The organism is Streptomyces sp. NPDC090088, assembly GCF_044747345.1.
In the GTDB taxonomy this organism is placed as follows: Bacteria; Actinomycetota; Actinomycetes; order Streptomycetales; family Streptomycetaceae; genus Streptomyces.
In genome coordinates, this window is the sequence record NZ_JBIVDZ010000001.1 from 119,502 (window position 1) to 138,897 (window position 19,396).

The following is a 19,396-nucleotide window of genomic DNA, read 5'->3' on the forward strand; positions in this document are numbered from 1 at the left end:
TCCGCGCGTTGACAGCGGTACGGCGCCGGTAGGGTGGCCCGGTTGTCATACCCGACCTTGCTACGGAGATCGTGACTACCACCGCCTCCTCCTCCGCTCACCATCTCTCGCCGGCCTTCCCGGGCCGGGCGCCCTGGGGTACCGCCAGCAAGCTGCGGGCCTGGCAGCAGGGGGCCATGGAGAAGTACGTCCAGGAGCAGCCACGCGACTTCCTGGCCGTGGCCACGCCCGGCGCCGGGAAGACGACCTTCGCGCTGACGCTCGCCTCCTGGCTGCTGCACCACCATGTCGTGCAGCAGGTCACCGTCGTAGCCCCCACCGAGCACCTGAAGAAGCAGTGGGCGGAGGCCGCGGCCCGGATAGGGATCAAGCTCGACCCGGAGTACAGCGCGGGCCCGCTCAGCCGGGAGTACGACGGGGTGGCGGTGACGTACGCCGGTGTCGGCGTGCGGCCGATGCTCCATCGGAATCGGTCCGAGCAGCGCAAGACCCTCGTCATCCTCGACGAGATCCACCACGCCGGTGACTCCAAGTCCTGGGGCGAGGCCTGCCTGGAGGCGTTCGAGCCGGCCACCCGGCGGCTGGCCCTGACCGGTACGCCCTTCCGGTCCGACACCAACCCCATCCCCTTCGTGACGTACGAGGAGGGGCAGGACGGGATCCGGCGGTCGTCCGCCGACTACACCTACGGATACGGCAACGCGCTCGCCGACCACGTCGTGCGCCCGGTCATCTTCCTCTCCTACAGCGGCAACATGCGCTGGCGGACGAAGGCCGGTGACGAGATCGCCGCCCGGCTCGGCGAGCCCATGACCAAGGACGCCGTCAGCCAGGCCTGGCGCACCGCGCTCGATGCGCGCGGTGAGTGGATGCCGGCCGTGCTGCGCGCCGCCGACCAGCGGCTGACCGAGGTACGCAAGGCCATCCCGGACGCCGGAGCCCTGGTCATCGCCTCCGACCAGGAATCGGCGCGCGCCTACGCCAAGTTGATCCGCGAGATCACGGGGACGAAAGCGACCCTGGTCCTCTCCGACGACACCGGCGCCTCCAAGCGGATCGACGACTTCAGCGCGAGTGACGACCGGTGGATGGTCGCGGTGCGGATGGTGTCCGAGGGCGTCGACGTGCCGCGGCTGGCGGTGGGCGTCTACGCCACGACCATCTCCACCCCCCTCTTCTTCGCCCAGGCCGTCGGGCGGTTCGTGCGGTCCCGGCGGCGCGGCGAGACCGCGTCCGTGTTCCTGCCGACGGTCCCCGATCTCCTCACCTTCGCCAACGAGATGGAGGTCGAGCGCGACCACGCCCTCGACAAGCCGAAGAAGGACGGCGAGGAGGACCCGTACGCCGAGTCCGAGAAGGAGATGGAGGAGGCGAACAAGGAGCAGGACGAGGACACCGGCGAGCAGGAGCAGTTCTCCTTCGAGGCGCTGGAGTCCGAGGCCGTCTTCGACCGGGTGCTCTACGACGGCGCCGAGTTCGGCATGCAGGCCCACCCCGGGAGCGAGGAGGAGCAGGACTACCTCGGTATCCCGGGTCTCCTCGAACCCGACCAGGTGCAGATGCTGCTGCAGAAGCGGCAGGCCCGGCAGATCGCGCACAGCCGCAAGAAGCCGGACACCGAGGCGGACCTGCTGGAGCTGCCGGCCGAGCGGCGGCCCGTCGTCTCCCACAAGGAGATGATGGAGCTGCGGAAGCAGCTGAACACGATGGTCAGCGCGTATGTGCACCAGAGCGGCAAGCCGCACGGGGTGATTCATACGGAGCTGCGGCGGGTGTGCGGGGGGCCGCCGAGTGCGGAGGCGACTGCGGGGCAGTTGCGGCAGCGTATTGCCAAGGTGCAGGAGTGGGCCACGCGGATGCGGTGACTTCGGCTGCGGCCGAGTGGGGGCTGGTCGCGCAGTTCCCCGCGCCCCTTTCGGGGCGCTCATGCGAGGGCGCTGGGTACTTGCTGTGCACATACCGGTTCAAATCGAAGTAGTCCATACCGGTGTGTGACCGGATTCTGGACGGAGACTTCCGCTCAGCGAACCCGCACCGCTACTGTCCCGCTACGCACACGCCCCGTGGCAGCGCCGCCGCGGAGCGCAGCCGTGAAGCGACTGGGCCCGGAGCCGCCGGGCCGCCATGCCGATCGGCGGCCTCTGAAGCGCGTCGCTGACGGGACTCGGCGACGCATCCGCCGCGTCGGAGGTTGCCGACCTCACCACTTAAGGAGTGGGCGTCGTGACCGCGGAGACCTCTCAGACGCTCGACCGGGGACTACGGGTCCTCAAACTGCTGGCCGACACGGACCACGGGCTGACCGTCACCGAGCTTTCCAACAAACTGGGCGTGAACCGGACCGTGGTGTACCGGTTGCTCGCCACGCTTGAGCAGCATGCGCTGGTACGGCGTGACCTGGGCGGGCGAGCCCGGGTCGGGCTGGGCGTGCTGCGTCTGGGCCGGCAGGTTCATCCGCTCGTACGGGAAGCGGCCCTGCCGGCGCTTCGTTCGCTCGCCGAGGACATCGGGGCGACGGCGCATCTGACACTGGTCGACGGGACCGAGGCGCTCGCCGTCGCGGTCGTCGAGCCGACCTGGACGGACTACCACGTGGCCTACCGGGCCGGGTTCCGGCATCCGCTGGACCGCGGGGCCGCCGGGAAGGCGATCCTGTCCGCCCGGCACTCGCCCAGGGCCGACCCCGGATACACCCTGACCCACGGCGAGCTGGAGGCCGGGGCGAGCGGGGCGGCCGCCCCGCTGCTCGGGGTGACCGGGGTCGAGGGCAGCGTCGGGGTCGTGATGCTGGCCGATGCCGTGCCGGAGCGGGTGGGGACGCGGGTCATGGACGCGGCCCGGGAGGTCGCGGACGCGCTGCGGTAGCGGCAGCGCCCCGTCAGGGGCACGGGGCTGTGTCGATGTGCGGCTCCGCCGCGTGGGCGCGATCAGCCCCCACGCACCCGCACCCACCCACGGTCCTCCGGCCCCCTTTGTTTCGCCCACCCACCCGCATTGGCCGATCCGCCAATCCCACTCCCCACCCTCTGGCCGATCCCCCCACCACCCCGACCCCGCTCCCTCCGCATCATCAGGGCCAGACAAAGTGCCCACGGCGGAGGGAGCCGGAACATGGAGACGGTTGGGACACGGCCACGGCCAGGGGGACAGGGCCGTACCGCGAGTCGGCTCACCCGGCGACAGTCCGTCGACACCCTCGTGGGCGAGGCCGGCGCCAGCCCGCTCACGCGCACGATGGGCGTCACCCAGCTCACCCTGCTGAGCGTCGGCGCGACCCTCGGCACCGGCATCTTCGTGGTGCTCGGGCAGGCCGTGCCCGAGGCCGGCCCCGCGATCGTCGTCTCCTTCGTGCTGGCCGGCGTCACCGCCCTGTTCTCGGCCCTGTCGTACGCCGAGCTGGCCGGCATGATCCCCGGCTCGGGATCGTCGTACAGCTACGCCTACGCCACCCTCGGCGAGCTCGTCGCCTGGGTGTGCGGGTGGTGTCTGATCCTGGAGTACGGCGTCTCGGTCGCCGCCGTCGCCGTCGGCTGGGGGCAGTACGTCAACGAACTGCTCCACCTCGCCTTCGGCGTCACCCTGCCGGACTCGCTCAGCGCCCCGCCCGGCGCCGGCGGCACGCTCAACATCCCGGCCGCGCTCATCGTCGTCCTCGCGATGGTCGTGCTGTTGCGCGGGGCCAGGGAGAGCGCCGTCGCCAACGTCATCATGGTCGGCGTGAAGATCGCGGCCCTGATCCTCTTCTGCGCGGTCGCGTTCACCGCGTTCCACGCCGGGAACTTCCAGCCGCTCTTCCCGCTCGGCGCCGCCGGGATGAGCGCGGGCGCCGCCTCGCTGTTCTTCTCCTACATCGGCTTCGACGCCGCCTCCACCGCGGGCGAGGAGGCCCGCAACCCGCAGCGCGACCTGCCGCGGGCGATCATCCTCTCCCTCGTCCTGGTCACGGCCCTGTATGTGCTGGTCGCGGTCGCCGCGCTCGGCGCGATGCCGTGGAAGGAGTTCGCGGGGACCGAGGCGACGCTCAGCGAGGTGCTGGTGCGCTCCGTCGGCGGCGGGAACCTGTGGCCGATCCTGCTCTCCATCGGCGCCGTGGTCGCCACCACCAGCGTGGTGCTCACCGTGCAGTACGGGCAGATCCGGATCCTGTTCGCGATGTCCCGGGACGGGCTCGTGCCGCCGCTGTTCGCGAAGGTGCACCCGCGCACCGGGGTGCCCCGCGCCAACACCGTGATCGTCTCCTCCTTCATCGCCGTCCTCGCCGCCCTCGTGCCGCTCGGCAGCCTCGCCGACGCCACCAGCATCGGCACGCTCTTCGCGTTCATGCTGGTCAACCTGGCCGTGGTGATCCTGCGGCGGCGCAGCCCGGACACGCCTCGCTCCTTCCGGGTGCCGTTCTCCCCGGTCGTCCCCGTCCTCGGCGTCGGCTTCTGCGGCTACATGCTGTTCAGCCTCGGCGCCGACACCTGGATCGCCTTCGGGGTGTGGATGGCCGTCGGCCTCGTCCTCTACGGCTGCTACGGCATCCGGCACTCCAAGCTCGCCACCCGGGACCTGGTATGACCGCCCTCGACCTCACCGCCGACGTCGTCGACCTCACCCGGGCCCTCGTCGACCTCCCCTCCGAGAGCGGGGCGGAGGCCGGGATCGCCGACGCCGTGGAGCACGCCCTGCGCGGCCTCGGACACCTCAAGGTCGACCGGGTCGGCAACACCGTCGTCGCCCGCACCGCCCTCGGCCGGGACCGGCGCGTCCTGATCGCCGGGCACCTGGACACCGTCCCGGCCGCCGGGAACCTGCCCTCCCGGCTCGCCGACGGCTGCGTGCACGGACTCGGCGCCTGTGACATGAAGGGCGGGGTGGCGGTCGCACTGCGGCTGGCCGCCACCGTCCCGGAACCGGCCGTCGACCTCACCTTCGTCCTCTACGAGTGCGAGGAGGTCGAAGGGGAGCGCAACGGCCTCAACCACCTGGCCCCCGACCTCCTCGCCGCCGACCTCGCCATCCTCATGGAGCCGTCCGACGCGGGGGTGGAGGCCGGCTGCCAGGGGTATCTCGCCGCCGACATCGTCGTGCCCGGGCGGCGCGCGCACACCGCCCGTGCCTGGCAGGGCGTCAACGCCGCCCACAAGGCGGCGCGGGTGCTCCAGCGGCTCGACGACCACACCGCCGAGCGGATCGTGATCGACGGTCTTGAGTACCGGGAGGGGCTGAGCGCGGTCGCCGTACGGGCGGGGGTCGCCGGGAACGTCGTACCGGACGAGTGCGTGGTGAGCGTCAACTACCGCTTCGCGCCCAGCCGTTCGGAGGCGAACGCGGAGGCGTACGTACGCGGGCTGTTCCCGGAGTACGAGGTGCGGGTCACCGAGGTGGTCGGCGGTGCGCTGCCCCGGCTGGACCGGGTCGCCGGGCTCGTCGAGGCGCTCGGGGCCGTGCCCCGGCCCAAGTTGGGGTGGACCGACGTCGCCCGGTTCGCGGCGCTGGACGTGCCCGCGCTCAACTACGGCCCAGGGGACCCCTCCCTGGCGCACACGGCGGGGGAGTACGTGCCGGTCGGGCAGCTGCGCGCCTGTGAGGAGAGCCTCAGGGCGTGGCTGCTGCGCTGAGCCCGGCCAGCACCCGCAACTGCAGCCATAGCACCAGCCGTTCGTCGGGATCGGCCAGGTCGATCCCGACGTGCTGGCGGACCTGGCGCAGCCGGTAGCGGCAGGTGTTGGGGTGGACGGCGAGCAGCTCGGCCGCGCCCGCCATGTCGCAGCCCGCGTCGAACCAGCAGACCAGGGTACGGGCGTACTCGGTGCCGTGCCCGGCGTCGTACGCCAGCACCCGCTGCCACGCCCCCGCGGTCAACTCCCGCCGCTCGCCGAGCACTTCGGCCAGCCGCAGCAGGGTGACCCGGGGGCGCACCTCGTCCACCGTGGCCACCGGGCGCTCCGGGTCCAGCACCCGCAGCACCAGATCCGCGTCCGCCCGGGAACCGACCACCCCGCCCACGTCCGGGACCAGCTCGCCGAGACCCGCCCGCACCGGCACCCGCAGCGCCTGCCCGGCCCGCCGCACGATGTCCTCGGCCAGCGGCCGGTGCCGGGCCCCCGGACCGGGCAGCAGCGCGTACACCACCCCGTCGACCAGCACACACGCGTGCCGTCCGTAGCGCGCCTCGCACTGCAGCCGTACGACGTCCAGCAGGCGCAGCGCGGTGCGCTCGGCGTCCGGCACGCTGGTGGTGGTGTCCAGCGCGAACGCGACCACCCGCACCTCGCCCTCGACCCCCAGCCGGACCGCGGCGGCCGGGGCGTCCGCCGTGCCGTCGAGGAGGCGGCGCAGCAGGTCGCCGCTCTGGTGCCGGGCCAGCTCCTGGGCCGCCCGGGCGCGCAGCAGGAGCAGGGCGGCGGTGGCGGCGCCCTGGGCGAGGGTCTCCTCGGCGTCCGGCGCGAGCGTGCCGCCGTCGATCACCCAGACCGAGCCGAGCGTCTCGCCGCCGGCCCGCACCGCCATCGCCAGCCGGGGCAGGTCGGCCTCGCTCAACGCCGGTAGCCGGACCGGCCGTTCGGCGGCGAACAGGGTGCGGTACTGCTCGGTGTTCTCGGCGCTGGCCGGCACCTGGAGGCCCAGGATGCCCTGCCGGCGGTCCTCGTCGACCGGCTGCCCGGCCACGGTGGAGTAGGCGAGGAGCCGCTGCCGCGGGTCCTCGATGGCGGTGGCCCCGCCGATCCCGGCCGCGATCGCGTCGGCCAGCGCGAACAGGTCGCCGAGCCCGCTTCCGGGGGCCGCCGGGCGGGCGCCGATCGCCGAGGCCAGCAGCAGATGGACGTGGTGCCAGGCGGCGTCCTCGTCGACCGACAGCAGCGCGATCCCGTGCGTCTCCGCCTCCCCGACCGGCCCGTCGGCGCCCCGCACCACCACCCCGGTCAGCCCCGCCTCGGCGGCCGCCCGCACCAGCGGCCCGGCCGCCGCCGCGCGCACCCCGACCGCCAGCAGCAGCGCCCCCGGCCGCCGGGGCAGCGGGGCGTGGGCGTCGTACAGCAGCGCCTCGGTCACCGGCACGGCCAGCCCGGCGGGGGCCGTGTGCAGCCGGACGGAGGGACCGCCGACGATGTCGAGCAGGTCGCCGAGGGTGCAGGCGTCCATAGGGGTCCTTCGGGAGTCTTCAACGAGGGCTTCTTGGCCGATCTCCTCATGACGCTACGCATTCCTTGTCCGTCCGCACAACACGGGGGAGGGTGTCGGCTCCGAGACTCGGATCATGACCCTGACCGAGACCGGAGTCGGCATCCGTACCGTCCACGACGTCGCCGGGCTCGCGGCCGTGACCGACTACTTCAGCGACGTCTGGCAGACGCCCCGCACCGCCCCGCCGTACCCGGCCGAGGTCCTGCACAGCCTGGTCCACGCGGGCGGCGCCGTGCACGCCGCCTACGACGGCACGCGGCTGGCCGGGGCGGCCGTCGCCGTGTTCGGCCCGGACCGCGACACCTACTCCCTCGTCGCCGCCGCCGACCAGGGCCTCGGGTACGCCGTGAAGCGGGCCCAGCGCGCCTGGGCCCTGGAGCGCGGCGCCCGCACCATGCGCTGGACCTTCGACCCGCTGGTCGGCCGCAACGCCCGCTTCAACCTGGCCAAGCTGGGCGCCACCGGCACCGAGTACCTCGTCGACTTCTACGGCCCGATGGCCGACGGCGTGAACGACGGCGACGAGAGCGACCGGCTGACCGTGACCTGGGACCTGACGGCGGACCCCGTGCCGTCCGGTGCCTCCCTCGTGCCGGGTGACGCCCCGGTCAGCCACCACGGCCCCGACGGCGAGGTCCTCGCCCGCCGCGACCCCGGCGACCGGGCCGTGTGGTGCCGGGTGCCGGAGGACGTCGTACGGCTGCGGGCCGCCGACCCGGCGCTCGCGCTGCGCTGGCGGTACGCCGTCCGCGAGGTGTTCACGGCGGCCTTCGCCGAGGGCTTCCGGGCCGTGGGGATGTCCCGGGACGGCTGGTACACGCTCGCCCGCACGACGGAGGGAACGGCAGTATGAAGCTGGAGCGCGTGGAGATCGTGCATGTCGCGATTCCGCTGGTCACGCCCTTCCGTACGTCCTTCGGGACCATGACGACGAAGGACACCTTCCTCCTCCACGTCGTCACCGACACCGCCGAGGGCTGGTCGGAGTTCGCCGCCGACCCCGAGCCGCTGTACTGCTCGGAGTTCGTCGCCGGCGCGGAGATCGTGCTGCGGGACTTCCTGGTGCCGCGGGTGGCGGCGCTGCGGGAGCCGACCTCCGCCGCGGTCGGCCCCGCCACGGCGAAGGTCAAGGGGCACGAGCTGGCGAAGGCCGCGCTGGAGACGGCGGTGCTGGACGCGGAGCTGCGGACGTACGGCATGCCGCTGTCCGTGTTCCTGGGGTCGGTACGGGACCGGGTGCCGGCCGGTGTCTCGGTCGGCATCAAGGACTCGGTCGGTGAACTGCTCGACGACGTCGAACGGTACCTCGCCGAGGGGTACGTCCGGATCAAGCTGAAGATCGAGCCCGGCTGGGACGTCGAGCCGGTACGGGCGGTGCGCGAGCGGTTCGGGGACACGCTGCCGCTCCAGGTCGACGCGAACACGGCGTACGGCCTCGCCGACGCGGAGCACCTGCGGCGGCTCGACGAGTTCGGGCTGCTGCTGATCGAGGAACCGCTGGAGGAGGACAACCTCTACGGCCACGCCCAGCTGCAACGGCGGATCGCGACGCCGGTCTGTCTCGACGAGTCCTTGCACAGCGCGCGCGACACGGCGGCCGCGATCGCCATGGACGCGTGCCGGGTGGTGAACGTCAAGCCCGCGCGGGTCGGCGGCTACCTGGAGGCCCGCCGCATCCACGACGTGGCCCGCGCCCACGGGGTGCCGGCCTGGTGCGGCGGCATGCTGGAGACCGGGATCGGGCGGGCGCCCAACCTGGCGCTGGCGGCGCTGCCGGGGTTCACGCTGCCGGGCGACACCTCGGCGTCCAGCCGGTACTTCGCCGAGGACATCACCGAGCCGTTCGTCCTGGACGACGGCCACCTCCCGGTGCCGACCGGTCCCGGGATCGGGATCGAGCCGCTGCCGGACGCGCTGCGCCGGTTCACCCGTGAACGCCGCGAGCTGCTCCCGCGCTGACCGGGGCGGGGTGGGGTGGCGCGGGGGTGGTGCGAGGGAGGTGCCGGGGTGGTGCCGGGGCGGTGGCCTGAACAGGTCGTCGCGTTAGATTGACTCCGTGCTCTCACGTCTCACGCGTCTCCAGGCCATCGCCGTCTGTGCGATTCCCGTCGTGGCTCTGATCGGTACGGCCGTCTTCGCGCCGTTGCCGTTCTCGGTGGCCCAGCCCGGGATGACGGCGAACGTGCTCGGCGACAACCAGGGCACCCCGGTGATCACCATCGCCGGGGCGCCCACCCGGACCACCAGCGGTCAGCTGCGGATGACGACGATCGAGGCGACCGGGCCGGACGCGCGGGTGTCGCTGAGCGATGTCATCGGCAACTGGTTCCGGACGGACCGGGCGGTGATGCCGCGCGACGCGGTGTACCCGAGCGGCGACAGCGTCAAGGAGGTCGAGCAGCACAACACCGAGCAGATGGAGCAGTCGCAGGACGCGGCGACCCAGGCGGCGCTGAAGTACCTCGATCTGAGCGCCGGCAAGGTCAAGGTGACCCTGAAGCTGGCGGATGTGGGCGGGCCGAGCGCGGGGCTGCTGTTCTCGCTCGGGATCATCGACAAGCTCGACGGGAACGGCAGCGGGGGAGACCTCACCGCGGGGAAGAACATCGCCGGTACGGGCACGATCAGTGCGGACGGAACCGTGGGGGCGGTGGGCGGGGTGGCCCTGAAGACGCAGGCGGCTCGGCGGGACGGGGCGACGGTGTTCCTGGTGCCCCGGGACGAGTGCGCCGATGCGAAGGCCGAGCTGCCGAAGGGGTTGCGGTTGGTGCCGGTGACCAGCCTCAAGGGGGCGGTGTCTGATCTGGTGGCGTTGGAGAAGGGGAAGAGCGTTCCCAGCTGTTGAGTTGCGTCTGGCGGTGAGCGGGGGCTGGTCGCGCAGTTCCCCGCGCCCCTGAAGGGGCGCTGCAGTCCCGTAGTTCCTAAAGGGGTGCCGCTGCCGGGGCCGGGGTCGCCAGGCGGAGGCCTACCTCCACCAGGGTCCAGCCGAGTCGGGTGCGGAGTTCCCGTTCCGGCTTGGTCTGCTTCGCCAGTCGGTAGGCCTCTGCCTGGGTGTGCAGGTCGGTCATGTGGTGCCGGGCGAGGTGGGCCTGGGTGTACATGGTGGGTGCCTCTCAGTCCGTCTCGATGGGGAACAGGTGCGTGTGGATGCGTACTTGCTCGGAGTCGGGGGTGTCCTTGTCGGGGACACGGTCCCGGTAGCCGTCGATCAGGTCGTGCAGCTTGCCGATCAGTTCGAGGGCGAGGTCGGGGGTGAGCCGCAGGGTCATGTCGCTCATGTCCGTGGAGCGGGCCCAGGGCTGGGGCCACTGGTCACGGGTGCCGAGCCAGGTGGACAGCTCGCGGGCGTGACGTGCGGCGCCCTCCTGCAGGAACACCTCCGTCAGCCCCCGCACCTCGGGACTCGCGTCCTCGAAGTCCGCGCTGTCGAAGCGGATGCTCTGGTCCACCACCTGCCACCACCGCTCCCGGCCCTTGCCGCGCTCGGGGGCGTCCTCGACGAAGCCGTGTTCGGCCAGCTGGCGCAGGTGGTAGCTGGTCGCGCCACTGGACTCGCCCAGCCGCTCGGCCAGTTGGGACGCGGTGGCGGGACCGTGCTGCCGTAGCGCGTCCAGCAGCTGCATCCGCAGCGGGTGGGCGAGCCCCCGCAGCGAGCGGGCGTCCAGCCGGCGCTGTTTCCGTTCCTCGTGCTCCGTCATGCGTACAAAGATAGCTATGCAAAGAGTCCTTTGCAACCACTCTTTTGCATCAACTTCTTTGGAACTCCCCGCGGAGTGGGACTACTTCACGAACCCCTGCTCCTTCATCCAGTCCAGCGCCACCTGGTGCGGGTCCTCGCCCTCGACGCACCCAGAAGCTCACGCGCGCTCACCCCGGGTCGCGGGTCCCGAGTCGGTCAGGTCCCTTCGCTGTCTGCCGCGGCCTGCTCGACCAGCGGGATGATCCGCAGCGGAACGGGGTTCTCCATGACGATCGCCGTGGAGGCCCGGACAATGCCATCAAAACCGACGACCCGGTCGATCACCCGCTGGAGATCGGCGTTGGAGCGGGCCACCAGCCGGCACAGCATGTCCCCGCTGCCGGTGGTGGTGAGCAGTTCCAGTACCTCCGGCACGGTCGCCAAGTGCGCCCGGACGTCCGGGCCTTGGCCCTGCCGGATCTGGAGGGTGGCGAAGGCGGTGACCGGGTAGCCGAGGGCCGCCGGATCGACCTGGGGGCCGAATCCCTGGATCACTCCATTCGACTGAAGCCGGTCGAGACGGGCCTGCACGGTCCCCCGCGCCACGCCCAGCCTGCGGGACATCTCCAGCACGCCGACGCGCGGTTCCCGGGCCAGCAGCACCAGGATCCGCCCGTCCAGATGATCGATCGCCATGCCCGCCTCCGGATGGTCATCCTGTACAGAAAGTCCGCCTTCACTTGCGTACTGCTGAACATATTGCCCAGCCGAAACGCGAACTATTGCACACCTTGCCCCCCAGGTTCACCCTTCGACCATGACGCAGACCACACAGCACACTCCCGACACGACCGTCCGGCAGGCCGACCCCTTCCCGGTCAAGGGAATGGACGCGGTCGTCTTCGCCGTGGGCAACGCCAAGCAGGCGGCGCACTACTACTCCACCGCCTTCGGCATGCGGCTGGTCGCGTACTCCGGACCGGAGAACGGCAGCCGTGAGACCGCGAGCTACGTCCTGGAGAACGGCTCGGCCCGGTTCGTGTTCACCTCCGTCGTCAAGCCGGACACCGACTGGGGCCGCTTCCTGGCCCGCCATGTCGCCGAGCACGGCGACGGGGTCGTCGACCTCGCCATCGAGGTGCCGGACGCCCGTGCCGCGTACGCCTACGCGGTCGAGCACGGGGCGCGGTCGCTGGCCGAGCCGTACGAGCTGAAGGACGAGCACGGGACGGTGGTGCTGGCCGCGATCGCGACGTACGGGGAGACCCGGCACACCCTCGTCGAGAGGGTCGGCTACGACGGCCCCTACCTCCCGGGGTTCGTCGCCGCGTCCCCGATCGTCGCCCCGCCCGCCCGCCGCACCTTCCAGGCCGTCGACCACTGCGTCGGCAACGTCGAACTCGGCCGGATGAACGAGTGGGTCGGCTTCTACCACCAGGTCATGGGCTTCTCGAACATGAAGGAGTTCGTGGGCGACGACATCGCCACCGAGTACAGCGCGCTGATGTCCAAGGTGGTCGCCGACGGCACCCTCAAGGTCAAGTTCCCGATCAACGAACCCGCCATCGCCAAGAAGAAGTCCCAGATCGACGAGTACCTGGAGTTCTACGGCGGCGCGGGCGTCCAGCACATCGCGCTCAACACCAACGACATCGTCGAGACGGTACGGACCATGCGCGCGGCCGGTGTGCAGTTCCTCGACACGCCGGACTCCTACTACGACACCCTCGGCGAGTGGGTCGGCGACACCCGGGTGCCGATCGACACCCTGCGCGAGCTGAAGATCCTCGCCGACCGGGACGAGGACGGCTACCTGCTGCAGATCTTCACCAAGCCGGTCCAGGACCGGCCGACGGTCTTCTTCGAGATCATCGAACGGCATGGGTCCATGGGCTTCGGCAAGGGCAACTTCAAGGCGCTCTTCGAGGCGATCGAGCGGGAGCAGGAGCGGCGCGGGAATCTGTGAGCCGACGGGGGTGGGTTCGGCCGGCGTCCCTAGGGCGTTGCCCTTGCCGGTGTCACCCGGGCAGGGGCTCCTCCGGGGGTTCCTGGCCGAGGGCGGTGAGGGTTGTTTTGGCTACCGGTACCTGGAGGGGGGAGAAGTAGGGGTTGATGCGGAGGGCGTCCTGGAGGTGGCGGCGGGCTGGGGCGTCGAGGTCGAGGTCGCGTTCGATCATGCCGCGGTGGAAGGCGTAGAGGGCGCTGCGGATGCCGCCGCCCTTGGTCGAGTCGGTCGCGATGGACGCGTAGCGCAGGGCCTCCTGGTCCTCGCCGGAACGGTGCAGTGCCCAGCCGAGGGCGTCCGCGACCTCGATGCCGGGCTGCCGGTCCCACTCGGCCTCCAGGTGCTGCACCGCCTCCTGGACGTCCCCGTGGTCCGCCTCGTACTGCCCGATCACCAGATCGTCGTCGATCCCGGCGTCCAGCTCCCGCTGCACCTGCGTCCGCAGCAGCCCGTACTGGGCTTCGGCCTCCCGCCCCAGCCCCAGCGACTCGTACAACTCGCCCAGCTCCAGCGCGACCTGAGGGGCCGGGCGATGGGCGAGAGCCCCCTGGTACGCGGTCACCGCCTCCTGCGTCCGGCCCAGCGCGGCCAGCGCCCGCCCCTGCCCGGCGCGCGCCGCCGACTGGTCGGGGTCGAGGGCCACGGCCGCCTTGAAGTGCCGGAGCGCGTCGTCGCGGTCGCCCCGCTCCCAGGCCAGCTGCCCGGCCTGGCACAGATACGCGGCCTGCTCGGCGGGCGTCCGCGCGGCCGCCGCCGCGTCCGTCACCTGTGCCGCCGCGTCCTCGCGCCAGCCCCGGTCCCGGTACACGGCCGAGGCCCGCGCCATCACGGCCGGCTTCACGTCCGCCCCGACCTTCAGCGCCATCAGCTTGTCCAGCGCGGACCGGGCCGCCTTGTAGTCGCCGAGCCCGTTGTAGGCGTCGATCAGCGCCGGATACGTCGACCACCGCTTCGGCGCCGCCTTCACCGCCTCCTCGCCGAACCGCTTGGCCTCGGGGAAGTCCCGGCGCGCGTTCTCCAGCGCGGCGAGCGCGCCGAGCGCCTCGGAGTTGCCCCGGGCGGACACCTCCAGCGAGGTCTGCAGCGCGTTCTCGGCCTTGGGGAAGTCGGCGGTGTCGGCGGTCCGGCGGGCCCGCTCCACGTACGCGGCCCCCAGCACCGCCCAGGCGTGCGCGTCCCTCGGCCGCTCCCGCACCCGGGCCTCCCGCTCACCGATCAGGGTCGTGAGGTCGGGCAGCGCGGCGGGCAGCCCGTTGACGACCGCCGTCAGCAGCTGTGCCGACGCCTGCCGGTTCACCTGGGGCCCGGCCGCCGGGGGCCGGAGAGCGCGGCGCGGTTCGTTCGGATGCCACAGCAGCAGCACCCCGCCGGCCGCCGCCCCGCCCGCCAGTGCGACGACCAGCAGCCGCCGCAGCACCCGGCGCCGCCGGCGGGGCGGCTCCGGCTCCGTGAGCAGCGAGGTGGCAGGTCCGGACGGTCGGTTGTCGAGCGCGCACATGCCGGACACTGTGCGTCAATACGACCACCACATCCATGCGGCCCAAGGACGGACCCTGTGGGGTTCACACCGATGGCCCCGGGTGCGACGCTGTGATCATGAGCCGTATCGAAGCGCCTCGGGACGAGACCACCGGCAACCTCACCGACCGGCTCCTCGCGGGCCTGCCGGCCGACGCGGTCCTCGTCGACCCGGACGTGACCGCCTCCTACGCCAACGACATGGCGAGCTTCTGCCCGGCCGGCACCCCGGCCGTGGTCGTGCTGCCGCGCACGGTCGAGCAGGTCCAGCACGTCCTGCGGATCGCCACCGAGCTGCGCGTCCCGGTCGTGCCGCAGGGCGCCCGCACCGGCCTGTCCGGCGGCGCCAACGCCACCGACGGCTGCATCGTGCTCTCGCTGACCAGGATGGACCGCATCCTGGAGATCTCGCCGGTCGACCGGATCGCCGTCGTCGAACCCGGCGTCGTCAACGCCACCCTCTCCCGCGCCGTCGAGGAGCACGGCCTCTCCTACCCGCCGGACCCCTCCAGCTGGGAGATGTGCACGATCGGCGGCAACATCGGCACCGCCTCGGGCGGGCTGTGCTGTGTGAAGTACGGGGTGACCGCCGAGTACGTGCTGGGCCTGGACGTCGTCCTCGCCGACGGACGGCTGATGTCCACCGGCCGGCGTACCGCGAAGGGCGTCGCCGGATACGACCTGACCCGGCTCTTCGTCGGCTCCGAGGGCTCGCTCGGTGTCGTCGTACGGGCGGTCCTCGCGCTGAAGCCCAAGCCGCCCGGCCAGCTGGTGCTGGCCGCCGAGTTCGGCTCCGCGGCCGCCGCCTGCGACGCGGTGTGCCGGATCATGGCGGGCGGCCATGTGCCGTCCCTGCTCGAACTGATGGACCGTACGACCGTCAAGGCGGTCAACGAACTCACCCACATGGGCCTGCCGGAGTCCACCGAGGCGCTGCTGCTCGCCGCCTTCGACACCACGGACCCGGCCGCCGACCTCGCCGCGGTCGGCGAGCTCTGCGAGGCCGCGGGCGCCACCCAGGTGGTCCCGGCCGACGACGCCGCCGAGTCCGAACTCCTGCTCCAGGCCCGCCGGTCCTCGCTGGTCGCCCTGGAGGCCGTCAAGGGCACCACGATGATCGACGACGTGTGCGTGCCCCGCTCCCGGCTCGGCGACCTGATCGAAGGGGTCGAACGCATCGCGGACAAGCACCGGCTGACCATCGGGGTCGTCGCCCACGCGGGCGACGGCAACACGCACCCCACCGTCTGCTTCGACGCTCAGGACGCCGACGAGTGCCGCCGGGCCCGCGAGTCCTTCGACGAGATCATGGGCCTCGGGCTGGAACTCGGCGGCACGATCACCGGCGAACACGGCGTCGGCGTCCTGAAGAAGGAGTGGCTGGCCCGGGAGATCGGGCCGGTGGGCGTGGAGATGCAGCGGGCCGTCAAGAACGTCTTCGACCCGCTGGGCATCCTCAATCCCGGCAAGCTGTTCTGATCCCATCCGTCGAAGACCTCACCGGCCTCACTGGGCGAGCAGCTGGTCGAGCGCGTCATCGATCCCCAGCTGCCCGCCCTCGGTCCCCGGGGGCACCACCCGCAGCGTCCGCTCCAGCCAGGCGGACACCTGGGGGATCGGCGCCTCCAGCAGGGCGTCGCCATCCGGTGAACTCAGCGCCATCAGCACGACGCTGCGGCCCTCCGACTTCGTCGGCCACACCCGCACGTCCCCCTGCCCGCTCGGCCGGAACACCCCCTCCACGAGCAGATCGCGGGCGAAGGTCCAGTGGACCGGGCACTCGGAGTTGACGTGGAAGCTGACGTGCACGGCGTACGGGTCGTCGGAGCGGTAGCTGAGCCGCGCCGGGACCGGGATGCTCCGCTCGGGGGACAGGATGAGCCGCAGCTCCAGTTCGCGTTCCACCACGGTGTGATGCATGACGTCCGTTTCCTCTCTCGATCAGTCGTGCGGGCGCCTGCGCATGGGCCCGTACGTGTGGAGAGGGGCTGGGGCCGCGAGCATTACGCGGGTTCCGGGAAATTTTTTTCGGGTGCGGTGAAGGGGGTGCACAGGGCCGCCCGGAAAGGGGCGGGTCCTGCGGGACTGGCGGTGGCGGGCACCCGGGTCTGATAGATGTGGAGGCTCCCACACGACCCCCGAGCAGATACGGGACGACGGACATGAGCGCCCCAACCCCGGCACCCGGTGACGAACGGCCCCGCGAGGGCTACTACCCGGACCCGTCCATCCCCGGCTACGTCCGTTACTGGAACGGTGCCGCGTGGGTGCCGGGCACCAGCCGCCCGGCCCCGTCCGACGGCGAACCGCTCGCTCCGCCGCCCGGCTCCGGCCCGGCGCCCTCCGCGTCCCCCGCGCCCTCCGGAGTCGAGGAGACCGGCCCGCACTTCTTCGACGAGGACCCGCAGCCGGGGCCGGCCGCCGGCTGGACCGCGGAGGGCGGGGCCTGGGGCACCGACCCCCGGGCGGCGGCGGGCTCCCCGCCCCGGCCGGACGGGCACGCCTCCCGCACCGACGGCACGGCCACGATCCCGCCGGCCGACCAGGGGGACGTCGACTCCGGCGGCACGTTCATCTTCCGCAGGCCGACACTCGGCCCCGCGGGCACCCCGCCCACGGCCCAACCCCCCATGGACGACGGCACGATGACGTTCCGCCCGATCCGCGGCGAGGGCACACCGTCCCCGGCTTCGGGCGCGGGCGGGTTCGGCGCGGCGGGTTCGGGCGGGTTCGGGGCGCCGGGGTCGTCCGGGGGGCAGGGCTCCGCGAGTACGGGCGCTGCGGGTGCGGGTGGCGCGGGTGGCTTCGGTGCGCAGGGGCCGGTGGGCGCGCCCGGCGCCGCAGCCGGAGCCGCCGGGGCCACGGGAGCCGCCGACGCGGCCGGAGCCGCCGGGCCCGGTACCGGTCGCCCCGGCTTCGGCGCCGGCAAGGCGGCCGCGGCCCGGGCGGCGGCCGCCCAGCCGCAGCCCGCCCCGCCCGCGCAGGGGGCGGCCCCCGTCGCCGCCCAGGCCGTCGCCCCCGCCGTACCCCCGCAGCAGTCCGCCGCGGCCCCGTCCCCGATGGCGTCCGGCACTCCCATGGCCCCGGGCGCCGGCGGCGGGCAGTCCTCGTGGGCGCAGCAGGTGCACCAGCTCGCCGGCGACCAGCAGGTGACGCCGTGGAAGCCGCCGGTGGACGACGTGTTCCAGGCGGCCGCCCGGCGGCAGGCGGCGGCCCGTCCCGCGGGGCTCGGCAAGCGGTTCGCGGCGCGGCTCGTCGACAGCCTGGTCGTCGGTGCGGTGACCGCCGTGGCCGCCGTACCGCTCGGCACCCGGGCCGCCGACCACGTCCAGGACAAGATCGACGCGGCCAAGCTGTCCGGCCGTACCGAGACCGTCTGGCTGCTCGACGGCACGACCGGCCTGTACCTCGGGATCGTGCTCGGCGTCCTGCTCGTCGTCGGCGTCCTCTACGAGGTGCTGCCCACCGCCAAGTGGGGGCGCACCCTCGGCAAGAAGCTGTTCGGCCTGGAGGTACAGGACATCGAGGGCCACGGGCCCCCGGCCTTCGGCGCCGCGCTGCGCCGCTGGCTGGTGTACACCGTGCCCGGTCTGCTCGGCGTCGGGATCATCGGCGTCGCCTGGTGCCTGTTCGACCGGCCCTGGCACCAGTGCTGGCACGACAAGGCGGCACACACCTTCGTCGCGGGCTGACAAGGCGGCGGCCGTACCCCGTACGGCCGCGCGCCGGATGCGGACCCGGCCGCCGCGCGGTCCACTCGGGCCATGAGCACCGAACCGCCTCCGCCCCCGGGCTCCGGACAGCCGCCGGACGACGACCCGTTCAGGAAGCAGCCTCCGTCAGGCCCGGGCGAGGGCCAGGGGTCGGGCTCGCCGTACGACGCTCCGTACGGCGGCGCGCAGCCCCCGCCGCCCTCCTACGGCGGCGGCCCCTACGGCGCGGGCGGCGGCCAGGGCGGACCCGAGGACCCGCTCGCCGGAATGCCCCCGCTCGCCGACAGCGGCAAGCGCACCCTCGCGCGCATCATCGACATGATCCTGGTGGGCATCGTGGTGGTGCTGCTCACCTGGGCGTTCGGGGTGAGCGAGTACCAGATGGACGGGGACAAGATCTCGGCCGGCCGGTCCTTCGCGCAGTCGCTGATCGCGGCCGTCCTGTTCGTCGCCTACGACACCCTGATGATCGCCAAGTCGGGCCGCACCCTCGGCAAGAAGTGGCTCGGCATGCGGGTCGCCAACCTGAACGACGGCGCCACGCCCTCCGCCCAGACCTCACTGCTGCGCGCCCTGGTGCTGTGGATCCCGTTCGCCTTCTGCTGCGCCTGCGTCTGGACCGTGATCTGCGGCGGCTGGAGCTACTTCGACAAGCCGTACAAGCAGGGGCTGCACGACAAGGCCGCGAAGACGGTCGTCGTCACCACCTGAGCGGGGCGGGGGCAGGGGGCACCACAGCAGTCGGCGGGTCCGTCAGTCTCACGGACCCGCCGACTTCGGCTTCACTGGTGGGGGTGCGTCAGGGCGCGGTGGGCTCCCGGACGGGTTCGGCCGCGGCGGCGGCCACGGTCTCCCGGTGCACGGGGACCCGCACCTCGGGCAGTGCGGTCGGGGTGGGCAGGGACTGTGCGACCGTGCGCGGCCGGGGGAGCGGGACCGTCATGGCGACCAGCAGTCCCAGACCGAGCGCCGCGAGCGCGATGACCGCGATCCCGATGCCCGAACTCGTCTGTGACAGCAGCAGCATGGCGAGCGTCGAGCAGATCACGGTGCACGAACCGTAGACGAGCTGTGCCGGGGTCGGACGAGGCATGGCAATCGTGTCCTCGGAAGAATTGGGGGTGAGACGGGGGAACCGGCCTTGTTTTCACCGGTTTCCGGGCGTTCCACCGTTCGACTCTATTCGCGTGCATGCCCGAGTGGAACGTCCGGTAAGCGTGACCTAACCCACGGTACCGGTGCACAGGGGGCGCACGGTCGCATGGCATACGGCAACCGCAGGCATATGCGCGCCGGTTGAGGGGGCTCCGT

18 protein-coding genes are annotated in these 19,396 nt (G+C 72.5%); 11 read left to right on the top strand and 7 right to left on the bottom strand.

Features of this window, described 5'->3' with window-relative positions; genetic code table 11:
• The first annotated feature begins 68 nt into the window (after positions 1–68).
• From ACIPSJ_RS00475 to dapE, 4 genes are all read left to right on the top strand, one after another.
• Positions 69–1,865 carry a DEAD/DEAH box helicase gene (locus tag ACIPSJ_RS00475; protein WP_401344513.1) on the top strand — a complete coding sequence of 599 codons (1,797 nt, stop codon included), beginning with the start codon at positions 69–71 and terminating at the stop codon, positions 1,863–1,865.
• A 358-nt stretch (positions 1,866–2,223) separates the two neighbouring features.
• Complete coding sequence (locus tag ACIPSJ_RS00480) at positions 2,224–2,865, top strand: helix-turn-helix domain-containing protein (RefSeq protein WP_355711279.1); 642 nt, start codon at positions 2,224–2,226, stop codon at positions 2,863–2,865.
• Positions 2,866–3,111: 246 nt separating this feature from the next.
• On the top strand, positions 3,112–4,560 hold the full coding sequence (locus ACIPSJ_RS00485; protein WP_359226562.1) for an amino acid permease: 1,449 nt from the start codon (positions 3,112–3,114) through the stop codon (positions 4,558–4,560).
• A complete protein-coding gene (gene dapE, locus ACIPSJ_RS00490; protein ID WP_401342352.1) occupies positions 4,557–5,603 on the top strand; it encodes a succinyl-diaminopimelate desuccinylase in 1,047 nt (348 codons plus the stop codon). Before ACIPSJ_RS00485 ends, dapE begins: the two co-directional genes overlap by 4 nt.
• Here the strand turns inward: dapE and ACIPSJ_RS00495 are convergent.
• A complete protein-coding gene (locus tag ACIPSJ_RS00495) occupies positions 5,581–7,128 on the bottom strand; it encodes a PucR family transcriptional regulator (protein WP_401342354.1) in 1,548 nt (515 codons plus the stop codon). The genes dapE and ACIPSJ_RS00495 overlap by 23 nt on opposite strands.
• A 115-nt stretch (positions 7,129–7,243) precedes the next feature.
• Between ACIPSJ_RS00495 and ACIPSJ_RS00500 the strand changes: the two genes are divergently transcribed.
• The 3 genes from ACIPSJ_RS00500 (at position 7,244) to ACIPSJ_RS00510 (ending at position 10,015) form a co-directional block, all read left to right on the top strand.
• Positions 7,244–8,023 carry a chorismate synthase gene (locus ACIPSJ_RS00500; protein WP_359226568.1) on the top strand — a complete coding sequence of 260 codons (780 nt, stop codon included), beginning with the start codon at positions 7,244–7,246 and terminating at the stop codon, positions 8,021–8,023.
• Positions 8,020–9,129 (top strand): o-succinylbenzoate synthase, encoded by a 1,110-nt coding sequence (menC, locus tag ACIPSJ_RS00505; protein ID WP_359226570.1) that lies wholly within the window; start codon positions 8,020–8,022, stop codon positions 9,127–9,129. The genes ACIPSJ_RS00500 and menC overlap by 4 nt, the downstream gene beginning before the upstream one ends.
• A 97-nt stretch (positions 9,130–9,226) precedes the next feature.
• A complete protein-coding gene (locus ACIPSJ_RS00510; protein WP_359226572.1) occupies positions 9,227–10,015 on the top strand; it encodes a S16 family serine protease in 789 nt (262 codons plus the stop codon).
• Between the two features lie 76 nt (positions 10,016–10,091).
• Here ACIPSJ_RS00510 and ACIPSJ_RS00515 read toward each other — a convergent pair whose 3' ends face one another.
• From ACIPSJ_RS00515 to ACIPSJ_RS00525, 3 genes are all read right to left on the bottom strand, one after another.
• Positions 10,092–10,271, bottom strand: coding sequence for a hypothetical protein (locus tag ACIPSJ_RS00515; RefSeq protein ID WP_401342357.1), 180 nt, complete (start codon positions 10,269–10,271; stop codon positions 10,092–10,094).
• A 12-nt stretch (positions 10,272–10,283) separates the two neighbouring features.
• Entirely contained in the window at positions 10,284–10,868 is a 585-nt protein-coding gene (locus ACIPSJ_RS00520; RefSeq protein WP_401342359.1) for an ArsR/SmtB family transcription factor, read from the bottom strand.
• A gap of 197 nt (positions 10,869–11,065) precedes the next feature.
• Entirely contained in the window at positions 11,066–11,545 is a 480-nt protein-coding gene (locus ACIPSJ_RS00525; RefSeq protein ID WP_359226578.1) for an Lrp/AsnC family transcriptional regulator, read from the bottom strand.
• A gap of 121 nt (positions 11,546–11,666) precedes the next feature.
• Between ACIPSJ_RS00525 and hppD the strand changes: the two genes are divergently transcribed.
• Positions 11,667–12,815, top strand: a complete 1,149-nt coding sequence (gene hppD / locus ACIPSJ_RS00530) for a 4-hydroxyphenylpyruvate dioxygenase (protein ID WP_359226580.1) — start codon at positions 11,667–11,669, stop codon at positions 12,813–12,815.
• Between the two features lie 52 nt (positions 12,816–12,867).
• On the opposite strand, the gene ACIPSJ_RS00535 is transcribed toward hppD, so the two are convergent.
• Positions 12,868–14,352: a tetratricopeptide repeat protein gene (locus ACIPSJ_RS00535; RefSeq protein ID WP_401342361.1), complete on the bottom strand. Its 1,485-nt coding sequence runs from the start codon at positions 14,350–14,352 to the stop codon at positions 12,868–12,870.
• A 92-nt stretch (positions 14,353–14,444) separates the two neighbouring features.
• Here ACIPSJ_RS00535 and ACIPSJ_RS00540 point away from each other — a divergent pair, with 92 nt between their 5' ends.
• A complete protein-coding gene (locus tag ACIPSJ_RS00540) occupies positions 14,445–15,851 on the top strand; it encodes an FAD-binding oxidoreductase (protein ID WP_401342362.1) in 1,407 nt (468 codons plus the stop codon).
• A gap of 27 nt (positions 15,852–15,878) precedes the next feature.
• Here ACIPSJ_RS00540 and ACIPSJ_RS00545 read toward each other — a convergent pair whose 3' ends face one another.
• Positions 15,879–16,292: an SsgA family sporulation/cell division regulator gene (locus tag ACIPSJ_RS00545; RefSeq protein ID WP_401342364.1), complete on the bottom strand. Its 414-nt coding sequence runs from the start codon at positions 16,290–16,292 to the stop codon at positions 15,879–15,881.
• Positions 16,293–16,534: 242 nt separating this feature from the next.
• On the opposite strand from ACIPSJ_RS00545, the gene ACIPSJ_RS00550 reads away from it, so the two are divergent.
• Entirely contained in the window at positions 16,535–18,064 is a 1,530-nt protein-coding gene (locus tag ACIPSJ_RS00550) for an RDD family protein (protein ID WP_401342366.1), read from the top strand.
• A 72-nt stretch (positions 18,065–18,136) separates the two neighbouring features.
• Positions 18,137–18,796 (top strand): RDD family protein, encoded by a 660-nt coding sequence (locus ACIPSJ_RS00555; protein ID WP_359226590.1) that lies wholly within the window; start codon positions 18,137–18,139, stop codon positions 18,794–18,796.
• An 88-nt stretch (positions 18,797–18,884) separates the two neighbouring features.
• Here the strand turns inward: ACIPSJ_RS00555 and ACIPSJ_RS00560 are convergent, their stop codons facing one another.
• Entirely contained in the window at positions 18,885–19,178 is a 294-nt protein-coding gene (locus ACIPSJ_RS00560; RefSeq protein WP_355711291.1) for a hypothetical protein, read from the bottom strand.
• Positions 19,179–19,396: the final 218 nt, after the last annotated feature.